Consider the following 660-nt stretch of genomic DNA (forward strand, 5'->3'; position numbering starts at 1 on the left):
GTGCGCCAGGGCCTCGTTACATCATGTTGTACAAACCAGCGGATTTTGTTTGTTCACACGAAGATGGTTACAACCCTACGGCCTTTGTATTGCTTGATGAACCTAAAGTCGAAAACCTTCACTTCGCTGGCCGTTTAGATGTGGACACGACGGGTTTGGTGTTGATTACAGATGATGGCCAATGGTCTCACCGTATTACATCACCGAAACACAAATGCGAAAAAACATACCGCGTGTGGCTAGCGGATGCGATTCAACCTGATTACGTTGAAAAGTTTGCGCAAGGTATTGAGTTGAGAAACGAACGCGAAGCGACATTACCAGCGCACCTTGAGATCGTGAATGAAGCAGAAAACGAAGTACTGCTTACTATCGTTGAAGGTAAGTACCACCAAGTGAAACGCATGTTTGCTGCACTTGGTAACAAAGTAGAACTACTTCATCGTGAGCGAATCGGCGATATCGTGTTGGATGACACTCTAGAACCGGGTGATTACCGTTATCTGACTCAAGAAGAAGTGGATTCTGTGTGGAATTAATCGTCGCTCTCGGAAATTATTTAGTTCCTAGCAGGAACTAGTCTTTTGGTAGGAATTGGCTCAAAATGACGATTCCTACCAAAATGTTTTCGTGCCTAGACAATTTCGGTATGCATGCTTA

1 protein-coding gene is annotated in these 660 nt (G+C 44.5%); it reads left to right on the forward strand.

What is annotated here, in order from left to right; translation table 11 throughout:
* Positions 1–539 (forward strand): pseudouridine synthase (locus R7044_RS25910; protein ID WP_225456085.1); only part of this gene is annotated, 539 nt, incomplete at its 5' end.
* Between the last annotated feature and the right edge of the window lie 121 nt (positions 540–660).

It is taken from the genome of Vibrio sp. 1402 (assembly GCF_033340275.1).